Source organism: uncultured Bacteroides sp. (assembly GCF_910578895.1).
Classification (GTDB): domain Bacteria; phylum Bacteroidota; class Bacteroidia; order Bacteroidales; family Bacteroidaceae; genus Bacteroides.
In genome coordinates, this window is the sequence record NZ_CAJTSC010000049.1 from 21,796 (window position 1) to 22,050 (window position 255).

At 36.9% G+C, this 255-nt stretch carries 1 protein-coding gene; it reads left to right on the plus strand.

What is annotated here, in order from left to right; translation table 11 throughout:
- Positions 1–255, plus strand: a 255-nt coding sequence (locus QZ327_RS14415; RefSeq protein ID WP_367114557.1) for a DUF6705 family protein, incomplete at both ends; no start/stop codon positions are given.

The window sequence follows — 255 nt, forward strand, 5'->3', positions numbered from 1 at the left end:
TTATGGGACAAAAGAATGTGTTCCCGACAAAGAATTTGGATGCTTATGTTGGTACTTGGGTTTATCAAAACAATGATACCGTTTTTAAGATAAGGTTGCAAAGAGGGCAAATAATAGGAGTGAATTATATAATTAATGGACTCTATGGTGGTTATTTCCTTTCTGTGAAAGGGAGAATAGTAGATAATTATTGGGGTGAACTCCCGACCTGTCGGGATTGGTCAGTACCTCATCTTGATAATCAGTATATATGGG